General features: G+C 38.8%; 18 protein-coding genes, 5 tRNA genes and 1 rRNA gene. All 24 read right to left on the bottom strand.

Features of this window, described 5'->3' with window-relative positions:
• Positions 1-74: 74 nt before the first annotated feature.
• The 24 genes from QYB95_RS16950 to rrf all read right to left on the bottom strand — a co-directional run bounded on the left by QYB95_RS16950 (position 75) and on the right by rrf (position 21389).
• Positions 75-1415 carry a HAMP domain-containing sensor histidine kinase gene (locus QYB95_RS16950; RefSeq protein ID WP_301139560.1) on the bottom strand — a complete coding sequence of 447 codons (1341 nt, stop codon included), beginning with the start codon at positions 1413-1415 and terminating at the stop codon, positions 75-77.
• Positions 1412-2104 carry a response regulator transcription factor gene (locus QYB95_RS16945; RefSeq protein WP_301139559.1) on the bottom strand — a complete coding sequence of 231 codons (693 nt, stop codon included), beginning with the start codon at positions 2102-2104 and terminating at the stop codon, positions 1412-1414. Before QYB95_RS16945 ends, QYB95_RS16950 begins: the two co-directional genes overlap by 4 nt.
• A 248-nt stretch (positions 2105-2352) precedes the next feature.
• The gene (locus QYB95_RS16940) at positions 2353-2682 is read right to left on the bottom strand and encodes a CHY zinc finger protein (RefSeq protein ID WP_301139558.1); all 330 of its coding nucleotides are present in this window, start codon (positions 2680-2682) and stop codon (positions 2353-2355) included.
• Between the two features lie 25 nt (positions 2683-2707).
• Complete coding sequence (locus QYB95_RS16935) at positions 2708-3304, bottom strand: biotin transporter BioY (RefSeq protein WP_301139557.1); 597 nt, start codon at positions 3302-3304, stop codon at positions 2708-2710.
• Between the two features lie 273 nt (positions 3305-3577).
• Positions 3578-5383 carry a glutamine--fructose-6-phosphate transaminase (isomerizing) gene (gene glmS, locus QYB95_RS16930; RefSeq protein WP_301139556.1) on the bottom strand — a complete coding sequence of 602 codons (1806 nt, stop codon included), beginning with the start codon at positions 5381-5383 and terminating at the stop codon, positions 3578-3580.
• A 598-nt stretch (positions 5384-5981) separates the two neighbouring features.
• Positions 5982-6506, bottom strand: coding sequence for a type 1 glutamine amidotransferase domain-containing protein (locus QYB95_RS16925; protein ID WP_301139555.1), 525 nt, complete (start codon positions 6504-6506; stop codon positions 5982-5984).
• Between the two features lie 131 nt (positions 6507-6637).
• Entirely contained in the window at positions 6638-7990 is a 1353-nt protein-coding gene (gene glmM, locus QYB95_RS16920) for a phosphoglucosamine mutase (protein ID WP_301139554.1), read from the bottom strand.
• 91 nt (positions 7991-8081) lie between these two features.
• Positions 8082-9224 (bottom strand): CdaR family protein, encoded by a 1143-nt coding sequence (locus tag QYB95_RS16915; RefSeq protein ID WP_301139553.1) that lies wholly within the window; start codon positions 9222-9224, stop codon positions 8082-8084.
• Positions 9217-10053, bottom strand: coding sequence for a diadenylate cyclase CdaA (gene cdaA / locus QYB95_RS16910; protein WP_301139552.1), 837 nt, complete (start codon positions 10051-10053; stop codon positions 9217-9219). The genes QYB95_RS16915 and cdaA overlap by 8 nt, the downstream gene beginning before the upstream one ends.
• Before the next feature lie 273 nt (positions 10054-10326).
• Positions 10327-10938 (bottom strand): anti-sigma factor family protein, encoded by a 612-nt coding sequence (locus tag QYB95_RS16905; protein WP_301139551.1) that lies wholly within the window; start codon positions 10936-10938, stop codon positions 10327-10329.
• Positions 10939-10950: 12 nt separating this feature from the next.
• Complete coding sequence (gene sigW, locus QYB95_RS16900) at positions 10951-11514, bottom strand: RNA polymerase sigma factor SigW (RefSeq protein ID WP_301139550.1); 564 nt, start codon at positions 11512-11514, stop codon at positions 10951-10953.
• Positions 11515-11672: 158 nt separating this feature from the next.
• Positions 11673-12578, bottom strand: coding sequence for an arginase (gene rocF, locus QYB95_RS16895; RefSeq protein ID WP_301139549.1), 906 nt, complete (start codon positions 12576-12578; stop codon positions 11673-11675).
• Between the two features lie 380 nt (positions 12579-12958).
• Positions 12959-13033: transfer RNA gene (locus QYB95_RS16890), tRNA-Gln, on the bottom strand.
• A 4-nt stretch (positions 13034-13037) separates the two neighbouring features.
• A tRNA-Tyr gene (locus QYB95_RS16885) sits at positions 13038-13121 on the bottom strand.
• A 13-nt stretch (positions 13122-13134) separates the two neighbouring features.
• Positions 13135-13210, bottom strand: a tRNA-Val gene (locus tag QYB95_RS16880).
• 36 nt (positions 13211-13246) lie between these two features.
• Positions 13247-13321, bottom strand: a tRNA-Glu gene (locus QYB95_RS16875).
• A gap of 274 nt (positions 13322-13595) precedes the next feature.
• Positions 13596-14378: an ABC transporter ATP-binding protein gene (locus QYB95_RS16870; RefSeq protein ID WP_301139548.1), complete on the bottom strand. Its 783-nt coding sequence runs from the start codon at positions 14376-14378 to the stop codon at positions 13596-13598.
• 196 nt (positions 14379-14574) lie between these two features.
• Positions 14575-15834, bottom strand: coding sequence for an ABC transporter substrate-binding protein (locus QYB95_RS16865; protein ID WP_301139547.1), 1260 nt, complete (start codon positions 15832-15834; stop codon positions 14575-14577).
• A 44-nt stretch (positions 15835-15878) separates the two neighbouring features.
• Positions 15879-16940: a branched-chain amino acid ABC transporter permease gene (locus QYB95_RS16860; protein WP_301139546.1), complete on the bottom strand. Its 1062-nt coding sequence runs from the start codon at positions 16938-16940 to the stop codon at positions 15879-15881.
• Positions 16941-16944: 4 nt separating this feature from the next.
• The gene (locus QYB95_RS16855) at positions 16945-17829 is read right to left on the bottom strand and encodes a branched-chain amino acid ABC transporter permease (RefSeq protein WP_301139545.1); all 885 of its coding nucleotides are present in this window, start codon (positions 17827-17829) and stop codon (positions 16945-16947) included.
• Entirely contained in the window at positions 17801-19726 is a 1926-nt protein-coding gene (locus tag QYB95_RS16850; protein ID WP_301139544.1) for an AMP-dependent synthetase/ligase, read from the bottom strand. Before QYB95_RS16850 ends, QYB95_RS16855 begins: the two co-directional genes overlap by 29 nt.
• Positions 19727-19739: 13 nt before the next feature.
• Positions 19740-20513, bottom strand: coding sequence for an ABC transporter ATP-binding protein (locus QYB95_RS16845; protein WP_301139543.1), 774 nt, complete (start codon positions 20511-20513; stop codon positions 19740-19742).
• Positions 20514-20805: 292 nt separating this feature from the next.
• Positions 20806-20880: transfer RNA gene (locus QYB95_RS16840), tRNA-Asn, on the bottom strand.
• A gap of 393 nt (positions 20881-21273) precedes the next feature.
• Positions 21274-21389, bottom strand: a 5S ribosomal RNA gene (gene rrf, locus QYB95_RS16835).
• Between the last annotated feature and the right edge of the window lie 76 nt (positions 21390-21465).

Here is a 21465-nt window from a genome sequence, read left to right as displayed (position 1 = left end):
TAACCAGCGAAAATGAAATGAAGATGAAACCAAAATTAAAAACAAATTAAAAACAATCCATTCCCGATTAAAACCTACAACGTAACCTTTACAGAAGTGCCTTTGTTCTCTTCACTCGTGATGGAAATCTTGCCTCCCAGGCTATGCAACAGTTCGCGAGCAATAGATAATCCAAGCCCGCTGCCCCCTGTTTCTCTGGAACGAGAGGAATCCACTCGGTAAAAACGGTCAAAAACGTACGGCAAATCTTTTTTGGGTATTCCGATTCCCTCATCCTCCACCGAGATCATGATTGGACCTTTATCATTCTGGTCAATATAGATAGCCACATCGCCTTTGCTATATTTAATTGCATTATCCAGTAAGATGATAATAACTTGTTCAATCTTTTCTCTATTAGTAAAAGCGATAATTTCCTTTTTAATTGAATCAACATGAACAAAACGATTTTTGGTTTCAGTAAAGATGTGGGCTATTTTTTCACAGAAACCTACTATTTCCAGCTGTTCGTTTGGCAGAATATCCTGTTCATCCAATGCTGCGATATCCAATAACTGACTCGTTAGCCGTTTCATTCTCAGGGCTTCATGATGAATACTTTCAGCCGCCTGTTTTTGCATTTTAGGGTCACTAATGTCCCTCCGCTTTAATAAATTGGCATAGCTTTCGATAACTGTAATCGGTGTTTTTAATTCGTGGGAAGCATCAGAGACAAATTGTTGCTGTTTGTACTGATTTTCTTTTAGTCGTTGGATCATTTTATTGAAAACAAGGCCCATTTGCTGAAGCTCATCCTTGGACTCTTTTTCAAATATAATGGTCTGGAATCTTCCACTCTCTTCAATCTCTCCCATGGTCCTGCTCATTAAAGCAATTGGCTTCAGAATAAGTCGGGAAAGCCACTTTCCGGCCAAAATGGAAAATAATATAATAACAAGCGATGCACCGGCGAGCACGTAGAGCAAGAGTAGTGTGTTTTCCCACAAGTCTTCAAGGCTATGAACGATTTCAACCACACCTACCCCTTCTCCACTTGAATTAATAGGATTTTGGTAGAGAAGAATAAAATCTCCACTTACGGTCTTGATACTAAACCCCTCTTCTCCCATCAACTCTATTTCCATCTCCCTATAGTCCTCTTCATCTGAATAGACGTTAATCACTTGACCCTCCGGTGATAGGATACGGAGCATTCCATCCTCGGGTGTATAGGGTTCCAATATCTCAGGATGCTCGACTGCTATTTGCGGAATTGGATTATTTTGAACAAATAGCGACACTTGTTCTTCAAGGACATCTTTTTCACGGTCAAGCGAGATCCAGAAGAACATGATGGCGACTAGTAGACCGAGCAACAGAAGCATCGCAATCAGAAACAGACTGGAGTACCATTGAATCTTCGTTTGAATTCTCACTTTCCTAGCTCCTTCATGCTATACCCTACACCTCGATAAGTATGGAGAATAGGGTCTGTTTGCTTGAGCTCCAACTTCTTTCGTAGGTGACGGACATAGACATCGACCACATTCGTCTCTCCAAAATGGTCATATCCCCATACATTCTTAATTATCTGGTCCCGTGTCAGGACCAAGTTTTTATTTTCCATTAAATATGCGAGAAGGTCGAATTCACGGGAAGTCAGTTCAATTGATTTTCCATTGCGAAATGCCTCGCGTGTTCCTTTTTCAAGGCGGATGCCGCCAAGTTCGAGTACTTCTTGATTATCTTCGGTTTTAGGTTGTGTCACGCGGAGAACGGCTCTTATTCGGGCAAAAACCTCATCTATATCAAATGGCTTCGTTATGTAATCATTTGCACCCTGATCAAGGCCGCTCACTTTATCCTTTGTTGTATTTCGTGCCGTCAACATAATGACTGGGGTATGCTGGTTTACTTTTCGAAAATGTTGCAGAACCTCTATGCCATCCAATTTTGGCAGCATGACATCCAGTAGAATGAGATCCCATTCGTCCTCAAGGGCAAGCTCAAGTCCTGTTGGCCCATCATATGCGCTTACAGTTTCATAGCCTTCATAATAAAGTTCTACCGTTAAAATACGTGCAATCTGTTTTTCATCTTCAACTATTAGAATTTTTCTTTTCATTCTCATCTACCTCCAGTACCACCAGTTTACATTACCAGGATTAAAAACAGATTAAAAACCGGTAAGAATTTAAGACGGAGGAAACAAAATGTCATGTTTAATTCTATTTTGGAGGTGGTAAATACAAATTAAGTAATCGAAATGAGTATTTACTTTTTCATTTCACTTTCCTCCCTATCAAAAAACATCGGACATTGGTAGAATTCCAATGTCCGATGTTTTTTAAGTTTTATAAAAATCGCAATCCATTACACTTCAAAATATAAATGCTTATGGAGGCTACACCCTGGATTAAATGCGCTCTTGCAGGATGAACATGAGGATTGGCAATGAAGATATTCATCAATTGTAAGCTCATGCCCACATGATCCGCATAATACAGCTTGTTGGTGAAATTGACTTTTTGGCCAAACTTGCGGGTCATTGCAACCTTTTTCCTCATGACAGGAGAAGCAAGGATAATATGTATCGCAACAATAGAATTTAATGGCGATTCGATCGATTTCTGAGTGATAATGCAGACAGCGTGTTTCCTTGTCTACATCAGAACCCTTTACTTCTTTCCCATGAATCAACATTCCGTTCTCTCCTTGATCTCTTCTGCTAAACATTATTTTTTAAACTTTTAAAAAGTATTGGCTTTAGGCGATAGCCAAAAATCCCTGCAAAAACAGCCAGGATGATATCTTTCGGTAACGGTACAACCATCCATGCCCACGCCATTTTATAGGTAAAGCCCTCTGGTGCTTCAAACCAAATTTTATAGGCAGCGTACATCCAATTTGTCCCGAATAAATAATTGATGACTGTTCCGACTAATGCTGCGATTACATATCCTTTAGTCGTTGGAAATTTACGAACCACTTCCCCGACAACATAGGCAACCAAAATATATGAAACAATAAATCCGAAAGTAGGTGAAATGAGTGAGTCTATTCCACCAGAGAATTTAGCGAAGACCGGTAAGCCAACTAGTCCGATAAAAGCATAAAAACTCATGGCAATTGCGCCGGTGCGGCTGCCCAATAAAATTCCAGCCAGCAGCGCGAAGAACGTCTGAAGCGTGATTGGTACACCGCCTACAACCAGAAATGAGGAAATGTTCGCTCCAATCATCATCAATACGGAAAACATAGCAACTTGAACCATTTTCAGTGTTCGTGAATGATTTGTTGTTTTTTCAATTGCAGTAGTCATCATAAACCTCCCAAAATCAATAATTAGGAATAGTATATTTGACTAGTAGATTTACGTCAACTAATTTTTAAATTTAGTTAACACAAGTTCCGAGTGAAAGATTCACTCTAAATAATTTGTATATAACCTTTCAGAATGGTTATATCCTTTCAAATAAAAACATCTCTCCACTTATAACGCTTGAGGAGAGATGTTTTAATTAAATTTCGATAGGAATTATCGAGCTTTATTTATTTGATAACTAATTTATTTCACATGTAATTTCAATTCTTGCCCTTACTCTACCGTAACAGATTTCGCTAGGTTACGTGGTTTATCAACGTCACAGCGACGGTGAAGTGCCGCGTAGTAGCTGATTAGTTGTAGTGGTACTACGGATACAAGTGGTGTTAGTAGTTGGTGAACTTTTGGAATGACGAAGCGATCGCCTTCTTCCTCGATGCCCTCCATTGAAATAATGCATGCGTTTGCTCCGCGTGCCACTACTTCCTTGACGTTCCCGCGAATATTTAGCGATACTTGTTCTTGTGTTGCTAAGGCGAACACAGGCGTACCCTCTTCAATAAGAGCAATTGTACCGTGTTTTAATTCCCCACCAGCAAAACCTTCAGCTTGGATATAAGAGATTTCCTTCAGCTTTAATGCACCTTCCGAACTTACATAGAAGTCCATATTGCGTCCGATGAAGAATGCATTACGAGCGATTTTTAAATAGTCTTCAGCGATTTGTTCCAACTCTTCTTTCGAATCAACCATTGTTTGAATGCCGTTCGCAGCGATGGCTAATTCTTGTTTTAAGTCAAAGTCGATTTCTTTCCCTTTTGCTTTACCCGCAACATAGGCAGCAATTGAAAGTACAGCCACTTGTGCCACATATGCTTTAGTCGAAGCTACAGCAATTTCAGGACCTGCATGTAATAGCAATGTATAGTCCGCTTCACGGGAAAGTGTCGATCCAGGGACATTTGTAATCGTCAATGCTGGGTAGCCCAATTCTTCTTTTACTCTCACAAGCACTTGACGGCTATCTGCTGTTTCACCTGATTGTGAAATAAAGATGAATAAAGGTTTCTCAGATAAAAGTGGCATATTGTAGCCAAATTCACTTGAAATGTGTACTTCTACAGGAATTCCTGCGATTTTTTCAAAGTATTGTTTACCGATTAACCCTGCATGGTAACTTGTTCCTGCTGCGATAATATATAAACGATCTGCTTCTTTAATTGCTTCTAGAATATTGCTATCAATTGTTAGGTCGTCCTCGGAATTGCTATATGCTTGAATGATTTTACGAACAACAGCTGGTTGCTCATCCATTTCTTTTAACATGTAGTGAGGGTATGTTCCCTTTTCGATGTCGCTTGCATCTAGCTCTGCCTTGAATGGTTTACGCTCAACAGGTGTGCCTTCAAGCGTAGAGATTTCAACTTTGTCTCTGTGAACCAATACAACTTCTTTATCCCGAAGTTCTACGAAGTGATCTGTAACTTGCAGCATTGCCATTGCATCTGAAGCTACAACATTAAAGCCATCTCCCACACCTACCAATAATGGAGATTTGTTTTTAGCTACATAAATTGTATCTTGATCTTCTTGGTCAAGCAGCGCAAGGGCATATGAACCATGTAATAAAGATAACGTTTTACGGAACGCCTCTACAGTTGATAATCCTTCTTTTGCAAATAAGTCAACAAGTTGGACAATTACTTCTGTATCTGTATCTGATTGCATTTTGATGCCTTTTAGGTAGGCTTTTTGCAATAAATGATAGTTTTCGATTACTCCATTATGCACTAAAGTATAACGGCCAGTCGCACTTTGATGTGGGTGTGCATTTAATTGGTTTGGTACACCGTGTGTTGCCCAACGCGTGTGGCCAATTCCGATTGTTGCATCTACATCATCGTCTACAGCTGTACGTAAATCAGCAATACGGCCCTTTTCTTTAAATACTGTAATACCCTCGTCATTTCGAACAGCGATACCTGCTGAATCGTAGCCACGGTATTCTAGTTTTTCTAATCCTTTTAGCAAGATTTCCTTTGCATCTAACTCACCATTATATCCAACAATTCCACACATATTCCTAAATCCTCCGTTTAAGCAATACAAAAAAACCCTACAGGGATGAGCTTTCATACATGTGCAGGAATTCTGTCTAATTCCTCGCCACAGATAAAGTTCTTCTTTTTAGCATTACTTTTATATTTATTTGCCTTTTCGTTTTTCTGTCCACAAAATCACTTTTGTGTTTTAAAACGAAACTATCGACCGGGCATGCGATCGGGAGGTATCCGCCGAAATATCGATAATCCTCCACCTCGTCAACTAAGGATTGTTGTACCGTCCGATTTCCTTAGTTCAGGCGCTATAATTGTTTTCCGATTTACTTATTTAGCGCTAAATAATTCCCTCCTCATTCTGCGCTGGCTTGAAAACGCGAAGAAAATTGGAATAATCTTCAAAATATATTTTTCAAGCACCTTCATCATACAGAATATGCTTCAAGTCGTCAATCATCCACGCATATTTACTATTTTCTTATAATTTTACTGAAGAAAATTAGCCTAAATCTTATTTACCCCTATTCTATAAAAAATAACCTATTTATCATAAAAAATTTCCACTAGAGACTTAGCGAACTCTAGTGGATACATGAGTGAATGAATTCAATTTTGGATTATAACTCTTTTTCTTTCAGCAGATTTACGATTTCACGATTGAATGCCGGCAGATCTTTTGGCGTACGGCTTGAAACGAGCTGCTTTTGACACACGAAAACTTCTTCATCATGATAAGTTGCCCCGGCATTTTCCAGGTCCACTCGGATGGATTTATAGCCTGTAATATCGCGGCCATCCAAAGATCTTGCTGTAATTAACAGCTGTGGTCCATGACAAATAGCAAATACCGGTTTCATATCACTCATGAATTTTTTCGCAAATGCTACTACACGATCATCATCTCGTAATAAGTCAGGTGAAAAACCACCAGGTATGAATAGGGCATCAAAATCATCCGGATTCACATCATCGATTCCATAATCGATTTCCACGCGAACTTCCCCTTGTTTTCCTCTGACTGCTTTATTTCCTTCTTTATCAATCGTCACAATTGTATGTCCTGCTTCTTGTAATGCTTCCTTGGGACTCGTAAATTCAATATCCTCGAATAAATCAGTAATCAACGTGGCTACTTTTGCCATTTGATATCACTCCTTTCAAACTTACTATTTCCCTTTTGTTCGACAAATAAACAAAGAATCAGGGATGTTCGAACGAAAAAAACCAGTAAATATCCTGCGTTTCACAGTGTATTTACTGGGTTTATTTAAAGCTATTCAGTTAGCCCCATTTCTTGTCGTACAACATCCGAGATTCGGTTTACATAGCTTTCGCACTCTTCAACAGTTGAAGCTTCCACCATTACTCGAACAAGCGGCTCTGTCCCTGATGGTCGTACTAACACTCGCCCATTACCAGCCATTGCAGCTTCTACTTCAGCAATTGTTTTTGCTACTTTTTCATTTTGAGTTACAGCATGCTTGTCTACCACTCGCACATTCACCAGCTTTTGGGGGAACACCGTCATTTCAGCGGCTAGCTCTGATAATTTTCTATCAGTTGCTTTCATGATATTTACAAGCTGGATTGCCGTTAATAATCCATCGCCTGTTGTATTGAAATCCAGGAATACAATATGCCCTGATTGCTCCCCACCCAGGTTATAATCGTTGGCACGCATTTCTTCAACAACATAACGATCTCCAACTGATGTTTTCACACTAGTCATGCCATTGTCGTCAAGTGCCTTGTAGAAGCCTAGATTACTCATCACTGTCGATACAACTGTATTTTTCTTTAAGCGGCCTTTACTATTTAAGTATTTTCCGATAATGAACATGATTTGGTCACCATCGACAATTTGCCCTTTTTCATCTACTGCAATCAGTCTGTCTCCATCTCCATCAAACGCCAACCCTACATCTGCTCCTCGCTCCAATACAAGCTCTGCAAGTTTCTCAGGGTGTGTCGACCCAACGCCATCGTTTATATTCAAACCATTTGGCGAAGAACCCATTGATGAAATATCGGCCTCTAAATCCGCAAATAGATGCGTAGCTAACTGGGATGTTGCGCCATGAGCACAATCTAATGCCACATGTATGTCCAAGAAATCTTCTTCTACCGTTTGTTTTAGGTATGATAGATATTTTTGTCCACCTTCAAAGTAGTCGCTTACTGTCCCTAGGTTGCCACCTACCGGGCGAGGCAATGTATCTTCTTCTAAATCAATTAGATTTTCTATTTCAGCTTCTTGTGCATCCGTTAATTTAAATCCGTCCGGACCAAAGAATTTAATGCCATTATCAGCCACTGGATTATGAGACGCGGAAATCATAACCCCTGCATCTGCATTCATTACACGTGTAAGATATGCAACACCCGGAGTGCTAATTACACCTAGTCGCATAACTTCCACTCCAATCGAAAGCAAGCCGGCAACCAATGCTCCCTCCAGCATATGTCCAGAAACCCTTGTATCTCGTCCAATAATTACCTTCGGGCGTTCTGTCGCATTCTTAGTTAATACGTACCCACCAACACGGCCTAGTTTAAACGCAAGTTCAGGTGTTAATTCTGAATTGGCGACACCACGTACGCCATCAGTTCCGAAATATTTTCCCATTACTTTTCTCTCCTTCAATGCTAGACATTCCATGCTTCCAATACAAAATCTTATATTATTATGATTTATTATAATAAAATTAAGAAATTTGCTATTCTGTATTATTGTCTTCTTCAGCAGGTGTTTCTTCTTCTACCGGGGGTGTTTCTTCCACATTATTTGTCTCTTCTTCCGGCTCAGTTTCTACAGGTCCAACTTCTTGTTCTTGTTCTTGTTCAGGTTGTTGTTGCCCTTGTCCTTGTTCTTCTTCCTGTCCTGGCTCCTGAACCACTTCATCTTCTGTTTGGTTATCTGCCCTCTTTGTAACATTGGCTTGTACCTCAATTGAATATCTTGAGAGCTTGGATACTCCGTTTGGCAAAGGAATCTCAACTTCGTATACACCAGATTTCTGAATCTCTGATATGTCAAATTCTACTTCTAATCCTGTGATAGGGTCAATAATTGATTTTGGACCAAATATTTCTATGACTTTAGTCTCGGATGATATCCTATTAATGGTGACCCCTTCCATAGGGTTACCGGTTTGCCTTATGGTTAGAGGTACTTTTCGACTATATTGTTTTACGTCGACACTTACATTAACTGTTTCAGGTTCAATCGTTACATCCAGTTTATTTAAGCTGCTGTCTAATACCTTTACATTCGCCTCCTGATTAAAGGATGCTGTAATACCCTCTTCACTATTAACCGTTGCCTTCACATAGCCAATGCTTTCGATTACACTTTTTGCACCGGTTACCAATATAGTACTTGGATCTGACGTCATTCCCATGAGCTCATAACCTTCAGCTATTAAACTGTTATTGATTTCCGGTTCTACTGGAATTTCTTTTGTTACTTTTTCTTCAATGACAAGATCAAGCACACCCGGGTCAATAGTAACATCCAGTTTAGGTGAAAAGTTCTCATGCTGAATTGTTACGCTATGTTCACCAATTAATAAAGTACTTAAGTCTACAAACACCTTGAAGTCCTTTGTCAATTTTGTTTGTATGACGATAGGCATTGGCCCCTCAATTGTAACATCCACTGTTTCAGGCAGCCCCGAAACAATTAAATTTTCAGTATCATAGTAAGCTTCAAGAGGTACATCTGTAATAATATCCACATTTGTATCTGATTCCGATGTCTGTCCTTCATCCAGCTGCGCTTTCGCGTAAAAGAACAGCGTAACGGCTAAAATGAGGGCAATTACGCGTAAAGCCCAATAACTATCGAACAGTTTATCCATTCTTTTTCCCCCTCCAAGTCCACTTAGAGGCAAAATCCGATTCTTGTTCAGGGCCAAACCACAATTTTCTTAATTGCGCTTCGAATTCCTCTATTGATAGATTTCGATACAGATTCCCATTTCGCGTTAGGCTTATAGCTCCCGTTTCTTCAGATACCACGATTGTAACTGCATCCGTCACTTCACTTAGCCCGACCGCTGCCCGGTGACGTGTACCTAGTTCTTTTGATATAAAGGTACTCTCCGATAATGGCAAATAACAAGCAGCCGAAATGACCTTGTTCTTTTGAACGATCACTGCACCGTCATGCAGTGGCGTATTTGGTATGAATATATTGATCAGTAATTCCGATGTGATTTCTGCATTCAACTTGATGCCCGTTTCAATATATTCATTTAAGCCAGTTTCATTTTCAATTGAAATGAGGGCACCGATCCGTCGTTTTGCCATATAGCTTACTGCCTTTTTCATCGCTTCCACTAAACGCGTTTGCTCATCTTCTAGTTGTCCACTCGAACGCTGGAATATTTTCCCACGACCCAATTGTTCCAATGCTCTTCGAATTTCAGGGGTGAAAATAATAATGATGGCTAAAAATCCGTAGTCAATAATTTCTTGCAGGAACCAACCGAGGGTGTCTAGACCGAAAATAACTGTTGCAAACCTAGCAAAGATTATGACAAATATCCCTTTTAATAACTGAACAGCTTTTGTTCCTTTAATGAGGGTCAATAATTTATAGATTACGTACCAAACCAGCAGTACGTCTAAAATGCTAAACACAACATTTACAGGCGTAAGGTCTGTAAATTGCTCAATAATTTGCACGTGGCATCCCCCACTTTTTCCTTGCTATTTCATTTATATCAATAACACCTCTGTGTTATTACGCAAAAATATAAAAATGTAAAACCATTACAGCAATTCAACATTGCAACTTTTCTTCCATTATTACCTTAATAATAACGTAAATGTGTAAAGATTCATTGAACATTTATAGTTAAAAGTAGTATACCATAACTTGTACTTATAAAGCTTTTCTCAAGTAAAAAGCCCACTCTTTCGAGTAGACTTTTATTTTTATATCCCTTTGCAAAGTTTTTATTCTTTAAACAAATCCATAAAATCATTTGCCATTGCTTTTGTTTCATACCATAGCCATTCAAACACTTGGTCAATTTCTTCGATTTGACCTGTAACAACCGATGTAGATGCCATGTACTCTCCATTTATAACAATAACATCTCCATCAACTTCCCCTTCAATGACGAGGTCGCCATTTTTTACGACAACGTCACCTTTTACTACTTCACCTTCCGGAACAATAACTGTTTGCCCATCTACTATTAAATTCGGTTGTGTCGTAACCGAGAATTCATCGCTTGAATAATTACTTAACATCGTTGCACTCATAAATAGGAAGAACACAGCAGCTGCTACAATGATCGGATGTCGTCTAAACCATTTCTGGATCCCCACCCGATTTTTCCCTTTTGGTAGACGCTTCATTACTTTATCCTCAAAATGTGGAGGTGCTGTAATATGTGCTGCACTTTTAACAAAAGCAACCGTGTCACTTAGTTCGTGCATATGTTGTCTACAATCAGAGCACATTTGCAAATGCTTCTTTAGTTGCTGTTCATGTTCACGACTTATATCGCCGTCTAAATATTCGTGCATATAGTCAACAATGTATTGTGGACACGTACTCATGCGGTTACCCTCCTACAGATTGTTTAATTGCTTTCTTAAAGCTTCACGCCCTCGATGTATTCGTGTTTTTACCGTTCCCAAAGGCATATCCAAGATCTCGCTAATTTCCTGCAACGATAATTCTTCAATATATTTTAATACTATAACGGAACGATACTTATCAGGCAATCTGCTGATTTCGTACTGAATTCGGTCCTGAAGCTCCATCTGTTGCACCGTTTCTTCAGGCAATTGTTCACTTGATGCAACTTGCGAGTACATATTCAACCCATCTGTACCTGCCACTTCTGCATCTAAGTAATAATCTGGCTTTTTCTTTCGAATTCGATCAATGCAAAGATTTGTTGCAATTCGGTAAAGCCAAGTTGAAAATTTCCTTTTCTGATCGAATGTATGAAGGTTTATGTATGCCCGTACAAATGCTTCCTGCGCGATATCTTCGGCTTCTTGCTTGTTGGCGAGCATACGGTAGCAAATTTGGTATAATTTGTGCTGGTAGAGGCTCACAATATCTGAAAATGCGTTTTGATCACCTTTTAGCACTTGCTTTATTCTTTTGTTCACTAACGCATCCATTTATTTTTTCCTCTCCACCTTTACGGCTTATTATTATTTACGCGGAACGTTTTAAAAAGTTTCACGTATGTCGAGAGATTCTAAAAAAATTATTTTTAATCTCCAAGAGTATAAATTAGTATATTTATCCAAAAATTTCAAGTGCCGAAAACACCAAATTACACAAGCTTTTCGCCAAGCAGCGATCCCATCAAAGCAACAGCAACATCAGCCGTCTTATTGCGTTCATCAAGGATTGGATTCACCTCAACAAATTCAGCTGAAGTAATAATCCCTTCTTCCTCGAGCATCTCCATTGCCAAATGACTTTCCCGGTATGTGATTCCCCCAGGTACTGGTGTTCCAACACCCGGTGTATATAAAGGATCTATTCCATCTAAATCTAGTGATAAATGGACCCCGTCTACTTTCCGCTCTTTCAAATATGCAATTGAATCCTCAATGATTCTTGTCATGCCCATACGATCGATTTCATGCATTGTATAGACTTTAATTCCCTTTTCTCTAATTAGGTCCCGCTCTCCCGGATCAACTGAACGGGCCCCAATGATAATAATATTCCCGGGTTTGATCTTCGGTGCCGGGCCGCCAATTGTGACTAATCGCTCATCTCCCAAGCCAATGCTTACTGCAAGTGGCATTCCGTGAATATTACCCGATGGCGACGTTGCAGGAGTATTTAAATCTGCATGCGCATCATACCAAATCACACCTAAATTGTCGTAGTGTGCTGCCAGTCCTGCAAGTGTACCAATTGCAATACTATGATCACCACCTAAAACAAGCGGGAATCTCCCTTGTCCGATTACTTCCGAAACTTTATCCGAAAGCTGTGTACATACTTCCACAACTTCTTTTAAGTTTTTTAAATTTGTATCCAATTGTGTATTATTCATTGGCCTTTTTACGATGATGTCCCCTTCATCTTTAACCTCGTAGCCTAGTGCTTGTAATCTCTCTGATACATCTGCATATCTAATGGCACTTGGTCCCATGTCCACCCCACGACGCATTTGACCATAATCAGATGGTGCCCCAATAATAGATATTTCTCTGTTTTTCATATACTGACCCCCTTGTCGATATCCTCTATTTTATATGGAAAAGTATTAATGGCTCAACTCTACAAAATTTTGGATTTTTATACATTTATTAATAGTTTCGGACAAGGAAATTTATTGTTGATTTCTGAGAAATAATGGATTATCGATACACCAAGTGAGAGCTGGAAACTCGATAATTTTATAGTCTCTTTTACTGGAATATCGGATACTAAGGAGGTTTGAAAATTTTGGCTTTTTCGATGATTCAAAGGAGCGAGGAGAGACCTTATTTCCCTAAAATATTGTTCTTTGGGGGAAGTATTCTAAGTAAAATAAAAGACCTCTACTCACTTAGAGTAAAGGTCTTGTGTATGTATGAACATCATAAATTATAAAAGAAATGGCTGGGGTACCAGGATTCGAACCTGGGCATGACGGAATCAAAATCCGTTGCCTTACCGCTTGGCTATACCCCAAAAATGGTGGAGGGGGACGGATTCGAACCGCCGAACCCGAAGGAGCGGATTTACAGTCCGCCGCGTTTAGCCACTTCGCTACCCCTCCAGATAAACACTTATGGTGGAGGATGACGGGCTCGAACCGCCGACCCCCTGCTTGTAAGGCAGGTGCTCTCCCAGCTGAGCTAATCCTCCAAGATATAGGTAAGTGTTATCTTTATTTAAATTTATTGGTGACCCGTACGGGATTCGAACCCGTGTTACCGCCGTGAAAGGGCGGTGTCTTAACCACTTGACCAACGGGCCAAACTGTTTTGTCTCAATCAGACAATAGTTATATTAACACGTATTTTAAAAACCTGCAACCCCTTTCCAAAAAAAAATGTAATTTCCAATTCAAGCGGGGAGATTCCTACATACTACAACTATCAAAGTAGTTTTCAGTAGATTTTCCCCGCAGTTTCACAGCTTGAAAACCTTATTATATGTGTAATTTACTCCGACGTTTGGTTTTCCATCAATTAAAACCTTCATTTCAGAAGCCCTTTAATCAACTCATAATAAAGGCATTAAATTAGCTTTACCATATGACGCGTTGACGGCGGCGAAAAATCTTATTGTTCCCTGACTCTTCCTTACCTATTCCCAAATAATGTTCACTAATCTCTTTATCCGCCAAAATCCTTGCAGATTCCCCGTGCATAACGACCCGGCCATTTTCCATAATATATCCGTAATCTGCAATGGAAAGTGCAACATTTGCATTCTGTTCCACCACTAGAATGGACATTCCCTCTTCTTCATTAATCCTTTTTATATTTTGGAAAATTTCTTTGACAAGCAGTGGTGCAATTCCTAATGAAGGTTCATCTAATAAAAGTAATTTCGGCTTTGCCATTAACCCTCTTCCAATAGCTAGCATTTGCTGCTCTCCACCAGATAGAAATCCGGCTTTTCGATTTTGAAGTGTTTTCAACTTCGGGAAATATTCATATATTTTATTAATATCCCCTTTTATATTTATACGATCTTTTCTTGTATAGGCGCCCGCAATCAGATTTTCTTCAACCGTTAGCCCCTTAAAAATGCGCCGACCTTCCATACTTAGAAATATACCTTTTCGAACTAGCCCATCTGGTGTAATGCCATTAATTTTTTCTGCTTGAAACTTGATGCTGCCATCTATAATCTGTCCACCATCACCCGCCAGCAAACCGGATATGGCTTTTAATGTAGTCGACTTTCCTGCACCATTACTCCCTAATAGCGCTACAATTTTTCCCTCAGGTACATCTAACGTTATACCCCTTAGCGCAAGGATAATTTTTTGGTATACAACTTCCAGGTTATTGACACGGAGCATTTTATAAAACTCCCTTCTATTAAATATAGATATATACGGGTTCACAAATTTCTATGAATTTCGTCCGAAATATACCCGACAGAATTAATTATTTTCCCATCCCCAATTATTTGAAGACTATTCCGAAAATATTATGGAATAGTCTTCTCACACATTTTAAATAGGAAGAGATTCTTGAATGTACTGCGAACCCCTATTAATCTTTATGACTGAAATAATCAGTTAGTTGCTCCCATTTACCTCCCTTTACAATCCCTAAACGCGTCATCTCAGTACCTGCATGATTGTCGGCACTAAATGATACATTTGCCCCCAGGCCGCCTAGATCAAAGTTTTGTAAAGATTCGATACCTTCACGAATCTTCGGACCAGTAAGTTCACCTTCAGGATTTTTTTCTGCCGCAGCTTGGATTCCAGCTACCATGATTTTTGCTGCGCTCCATCCTTGAACAAATTTTTGATCGATATCATCAATTGTCATCCCTTTTGAATCTAGATACTCTTTAATTTCAGCCATACCTGGTTGATCTTCATACGGGAAAGCATGCGATAATATACCAATATAACCTTCTGCTACATCAGCTCCTACGATATCAATAACTCCTTCACCCGAAGCCCAGTTTAAGCCGATAAATTGAGTATCGATTCCCAATGTCTTTGCATCACGCAAGATTGTTGAAGTTGCTGCCCAAGTTTGTTGAATAATTGCATAGTCCGGATTCTTCTTCTCCATATTCAATAACTGGGATTGAGCTTCCGTTGCCTGTACATCAATTACTTGCTCATCTACAATTTCGACCCCAATCTCTTTCCCATATGCTTTTATATCCTCTATTGGTGAACGTCCAAATGCCGTATCATTATAAAGTAGCGCAACTGTCGGACTATCTCCTTCATGGTTTTCCTTTATCCATTTTAATACCGCACGTCCTTGGTCGGAATATGATGCCGCTACCAGGAAGTTATATGGACTTTCCTTTGTATTTTTCAAACTTTCAGAATAAGAAGCCGAGAAATATGGCAATTCATCTGTCGCTACTTGTTGACGGAGTGCTTCTGTATCACCAGTTCCCCAACCTAGAATCGCAGAGGATTTTTCCTTATCCCGTAATTCCTGGTAAATTTTTTGCGCCTCAGGAATTGAGTACGCATAATCTTTACCTGTCAGCACAAGGTTTAGACCTTCTACCCCACCACTGGATTGTATATATTCAAAGTATGCTTTTTCCCCTTCTGCATAAGGTGTTCCTACATCCCCAGTTCCTCCTGTAATATCGTATAAGCCACCAACTACAACTGTTCGGTTATTTGGATCTGCAGTTGCCGGTACAGTTGCTGAATTATCGGATGTGTTGCCAGCTGGTTCCGAAGTATTACTATCTTCCGCGCACGCCGCCAATAAAAGCAGCATCATCCCCACTATGAAGCATCCAAATATTTTACTTCTTTTCCCCACTTTAAACTCCCCCTTTTTTTAATTTAATTTCTCTCCAGGTCCCTTTAGTTGGAAAATGGCCACAGCTTAAAATATTTTTTTATGTTCATCCAAATATGAGCTAAGCCACCTGGTTCAAAAATTAAAAACAAGATAATCACGATACCAAATACGAATTCTTTGAACGCCGACAATAACTGATACATTTCTGGCATATAAACAGTTAAAAAATCGACGATAGTACTTAATCCAACAGGTAGTAACGTAATAAATACTGCTCCTAGAACAGAACCAAAAACACTGCCTAATCCCCCAATTAGCACCATTGCCAAATACTGAATAGATACTTGCGTATTGTATAGTTCCGGACTCACAATCATTGTATAATGTGCCAGCAGCGCCCCGGCGATCCCAACAAAGAAAGAGCTTACAATAAACGCTAACACTTTATAATAAAACAGGTTGATCCCCATTATTTGTGCCGCAATATCGCGGTCGCGTACAGCTAAAAAGGCACGCCCAACACGTGTTCTTAATAAGTTAACCGCATATAATACAGTTACCAACAAAATTATTATACTTAAATAATAATAAGATGTATTTGTAGATAGCATGAAGTCTCCAACTGTCGGACGGCTTAAAACCATCCCTGCAGTACCTCCGGTTACACTATCCCAGCGACTTATGACAAATAAAATAATTACTTGTGCTGCCAATGTGGCAATAGCTAAGTACAGTCCTTTTAGACGCAAGGCCGGGATGCCAAATAACCCGCCTACCACAGCTGTTACGATTCCAGCTATAGGAAGTGACACCCAAAAACTAACTCCGTAGGTTGAAGTCAATATCGCCGTTGTATAACCCCCAACACCCAGGAAAGAACCGACTCCTATAGAAATCTGTCCTGTAAAACCAGTCAAAATATTTAATCCTATTGCACCAATTGCCGAAATCGTACAGAGTGTAATTAATCCAATCCAGTAGTTTGATACAAAGAGAGGTAATGCCAATAATAGAAGAATTAATGTAATCCATTTTACTTTGTCACTAAAAGTTCCGAATAATTTCATATCATCTTTATAAGAAGTTTTATAATTTCCACTTTGCCTGACAACCAAATTTCTCATATCATCACACCCTCTCAATTCCACGACTGCCAAATAAGCCATGTGGTTTCAGCATTAAAACCAAAAGTACAATAATAAATGGAACAACTTCCTTTAAACCACCGCCTACTAGCGGATCTAAATATCCGCCCGCCATATTCTGCAATATTCCGATGGCAAACCCGCCAATGATTGCCCCAAGTACGCTATCTAATCCACCTAGAATCACAACAGGTAATACAGTTAGTCCGATGGATGCCATCGTCGGGTTAATGCCGTTAATATTTCCTATTAATACTCCTCCAATTGCTGCAACAATTGCTGCAATCGTCCATGTTGCAGCATAAACAAATTTTACGCTCATACCCATTGACGAAGCTGCTTGTTGATCATCTGCTACAGCACGGATGGCGAGACCGATTTTGGAATACTTAAAGAAAATAGAGAAAATAATTAATAATACTACAACCACAATGAAAGACCATAAATAAACCGGTGTAACCACAATCCCGCCGATATTGACCGGAGTTTGTGGAAATACTGGTGGAAACGTTTTCGTAGAATGGCCCCAAATCATATGAACAGCACCCGCAAGTAAACTTGATAGCCCAATTGTCGCCATAATTACGGAAATAACCGGTGCATTTTGCAGCGGCCGAACTACTAGCCGCTCAACAACTAGTCCAAGAATCGCACTGAGTAATAAAGTGATAAATAATGCGATCAAAAAAGGAACTTTCAGTGCCGTCATAAGCATTAAACAAATATAAGGGCCAAAAATAACAAACTCTCCATTTGCAAGATTTAACGCACCACTTGCACGATAAATCAAGACAAATCCTAATGCTACAAGGCCGTAAATACTTCCGACAACAATTCCATTAATGAGCATTTGTAAGAAGAATATCATCTACGTAAGCTACCTCCTCACTACTTGATAATTGAACTATTTGTAATTTTTCATTTGGCTCTGTAATATGAGAGGTATTTAATGAGACTTCTAATACATTCGAGTACATGGCTTCTATTATGTTTTGATATTTCTTTTCAACAAAATTCCTTCTGATTTTTAATGTTCTTGTTAATTCCCCATGTTCAGCAGTAAATTGTTTATTTAAAATAACAAATTTCTTTATCCTTTCATTAGGAGCAAGTTCAGTCATTAAGTTTCTAACTTCAGCCTCAATTAAGTTAACGGTTTCAAGCATTGTAGATAATTCGGAATATTCAGTATAATTAATGCGGTTTTTATCTGCCCAGCGACCGACACTATTCATATCAATATTTAAAATTGCTGTTAAATACGGTTTATTTTTTCCAAGGCATATTGCTTCTTGTATATAAGGACTGGATTTCAGCCTATTTTCAATTAGTCGAGGATAAATTGGCTCACTCTTTGAATTAGTAATTACATCCTCTTGTCGATCTAAAATGAATAAATGACCTTCATCATCCAAATAGCCTTTATCCCCCAGTGAAATCCAGCCATCATTCAACGATTTTCGGCCTGCTTCATTTAAATACTCCGAGAAAATAGAATTGTTTTTTAAATACACTGTGCCTTCAGTGTCAATCTTCACTTTTGTATTTGGGATAGGAAGACCCGAACTTCCGGCCTTAACTGCCTGATCATGTTGTACAAATGCTATACCGGCCACCTCCGTACCACCATATGTCTGCTTCAAATTCACCCCAATACTATGGTAGAAGTAGAAGGCATCAGGTTGAATAGCTGCTCCCGCCACATAGGCCCTCTTTATTCGGGCAAGTCCTAAATGATCCCGTATTGCACTAAACATTATTATATCTCCGAGTGTGAACATTATTTTATCGAATACGGAAAGTGGCTTATTTTCTAACTTGAAAAGAGCTTTTTTATCCCCATACTTTTTAAACAAATAGTATAGCCTGCGTTTAAACCAGCTCGACCCTTCCATACGTATTTGAAAGTTTGCCATCATGGATTGGTAGACACGCGGTGTGGCTAGCAGTGTTTGTGGACCAATTTCTCTTAAATTGCCAATGACGGTATGCGGTCTTTCTGGAAAATTAACAACCATCCCAACAATTAAAGGCATAACGATAGCAATCACATGTTCATGAACCCAAGATAATGGTAGGAATGAAAAATAATCATCTGTTTTTTTCACTTCATCAACTTGTGATAAGTTTCTTGCTGATTCAATTAAATTTTGATGGGTCAATTTTATCCCTTTAGGTCTACCACTTGTTGCCGCACTGTATGAAATAACTGCCGGCATATCACTATGCAGCAAATTCAATTGTTCTTCCAGGAAATTTGCCTTTTGTTTAAGCAAATCCTCGCCATCCTTTAGTAGCTGGCCCATATAAGTTAATTTAGCATGCTGGTAGTGACGTAAGCCTTGTTTATTATAGTAAATAATACGTTCTACTAAAGGTAACTCATTTTCAATTTCTAGTAGCTTATCAATTTGTTCTTGATCCTCTACAATGACAATTCTAGCCCTGCAATCATTGAGGTAAAACTTCATTTGATCTGGCAGCGACTCTTGATAAACCCCTACAGCAATCCCACCTAAACTTTGTGCAGCCATATGGGCATAGAGCCACTGAGGCCGGTTTTCCCCTATGATCGCCAACGTTTCCCCATGTCTAAAATCATATTGTTCAGAAAGTGAAACTGCTAGTTTTTCAACATTGGCCCAATATTCTTCCCACGAGATTTCATTCCATATCCCAAGATGCTTTTGTCTTAAAGCAACTGTATTTGCTCCACGTTTTGCACATTCCATTAGTAAAGCAGGTAAAGTCTTTTCAATTACCATAGTTCGCCCCCCTTTACATTACTGTTTCTTCTCCTATATAAGCTTTGATAACATCTGGATTTTGTTGAATTTCTTTAGGCGTCCCGAATCCAATTTGCTTACCAAAATCCAGCACAGCAATATGATTTGATAGACTCATGACTACCCCTAAATCATGTTCAATCAATACAACTGTTGTATCCATCACTTCATGCATGTCTAATATAAAGCGAGACATCAATTCTTTTTCTGCATTATTCATGCCCGCCATGGGTTCATCAAGCAAAATCAGTTCCGGATTTAATGCTAATGCACGCCCGACCTCCACACGTTTTTGCAAGCCATAGGGAAGTGTGCCTACAGGAGTATGACGAAGATCTTGTAATTCCAAAAACTCAATTACCTCTTCAACTTTTTGCCGATGTTCAATCTCTTCCTTTGATGCTTTTCCTACATAAAGTCCCCCACTAAACACGCCTGATTTCATTAATGAGTGCTTTCCGAGTTTTAAATTATCCAATACCGACATGTGAGCAAAAAGTGCGATATTTTGAAATGCCCGTGCGATTCCTAGTGAAGTTCTTTCATAAGGCTTCATCTTTGTAATATCTTTGCCTTTATAAAGAATAGAGCCCCCGGATGGCCTATATAATCCACTAATGCAATTCAACATACTAGTTTTTCCTGCACCATTTGGCCCAATTAATGAAAATATTTCACCTTTGTTTATATGATAGGTGACGTTATCTAATGCCTTTACACCTCCAAATTGCAAAGAGATTTTTTCAATTTCCAATATCTTCTCCAAATCATACCCCCCTTTAGAACTATCGAAATTTACCTTACCAGTGTTTGATATCTCTTCCATTCTTAATATATATTTAATAGTCTTCTATTTTATGTTTAGTTTTTTCTCTTTTTTTTTATTTTTTTCTAAATAAAAAACCCCTTACGATATAATTTTCGTAAGGGGTTCTAGTTTATTAGTTTTCAATTCAGATATTTATGTTTAATTGAAGTTGTTATTTTAGTATACAAAATAATGCTTGTTTAACAGATTAATCATTAAGAAATTACTTAAGGAAAAAAGCGCAAAAAAATGGCTCCGAAGGTAGGACTCGAACCTACGACCAACCGGTTAACAGCCGGTTGCTCTACCACTGAGCTACTTCGGAACAATACAAATTTTCAAATATTTACTTTACATTTATTATTATAATAATTCAGAAAGAATATGCAAGTATTTTCTGTGAATTAATTTAAAGTTATTAGAAATTATTTGGAATTCTTTATCATTTGATATTGAATCTAATCTGTTTATCTAATATGGAAGGGGTATTTTCTATCTTTATTGTCTATTAAATAGTTTCTATAATGCCAGCAACTAACATTTTTATGCAATATTGTTGATTAATTTTAAGTCAGTACTATTGGAAACACTTCATTCAGAGATTTTTAATGTACAGTTCTTTTTTCCCATCAACTCTCTCTCCTAGAAACCTTTTAATATAAATGGTACATAAAAATAAAAAAAGCCACTACTGACTGAATCAGCAACGACTTCTTGAGCCTAGCGACGTCCTACTCTCACAGGGGGAATCCCCCAACTACCATCGGCGCTAAAGAGCTTAACTTCCGTGTTCGGTATGGGAACGGGTGTGACCTCTTTGCCATTATCACTAGACCATTATTCAACTTTTTATGTATAGAGAGATTGTTCTCTCAAAACTGGATAAAGACATTGAATGCATTCAAGATTT

The organism is Ureibacillus aquaedulcis (genome assembly GCF_030418165.1).
Classification (GTDB): domain Bacteria; phylum Bacillota; class Bacilli; order Bacillales_A; family Planococcaceae; genus Ureibacillus; species Ureibacillus aquaedulcis.
This window is presented reverse-complemented; position numbering and strand designations above follow the sequence as displayed.